Genomic DNA, 216 nt, shown 5'->3' on the forward strand with positions numbered 1-216 from the left:
TCCTCTTCGTTTCCGCTCGACTTGCATGTGTTAAGCCTGCCGCCAGCGTTCAATCTGAGCCATGATCAAACTCTTCAATTAAAATCGTTTGTGAGACATTCCTTATAAAAAGAAACGCTCGGCTCAATGAATTCTGTACAAATAAAACTTATATAAAAGTAGTTTTTGCATGAGTTCACTGAGTTAATTTTGGCAAACCGAAGTTTGCTTATTTGT

At 37.5% G+C, this 216-nt stretch carries 1 rRNA gene; it reads right to left on the reverse strand.

Going from position 1 to position 216, the window contains the following annotated elements:
* A 16S ribosomal RNA gene (locus tag ACSLUR_RS19200) occupies positions 1-81 on the reverse strand; the annotation flags it as partial.
* Positions 82-216: the final 135 nt, after the last annotated feature.

The organism is Thalassotalea montiporae, assembly GCF_053485855.1.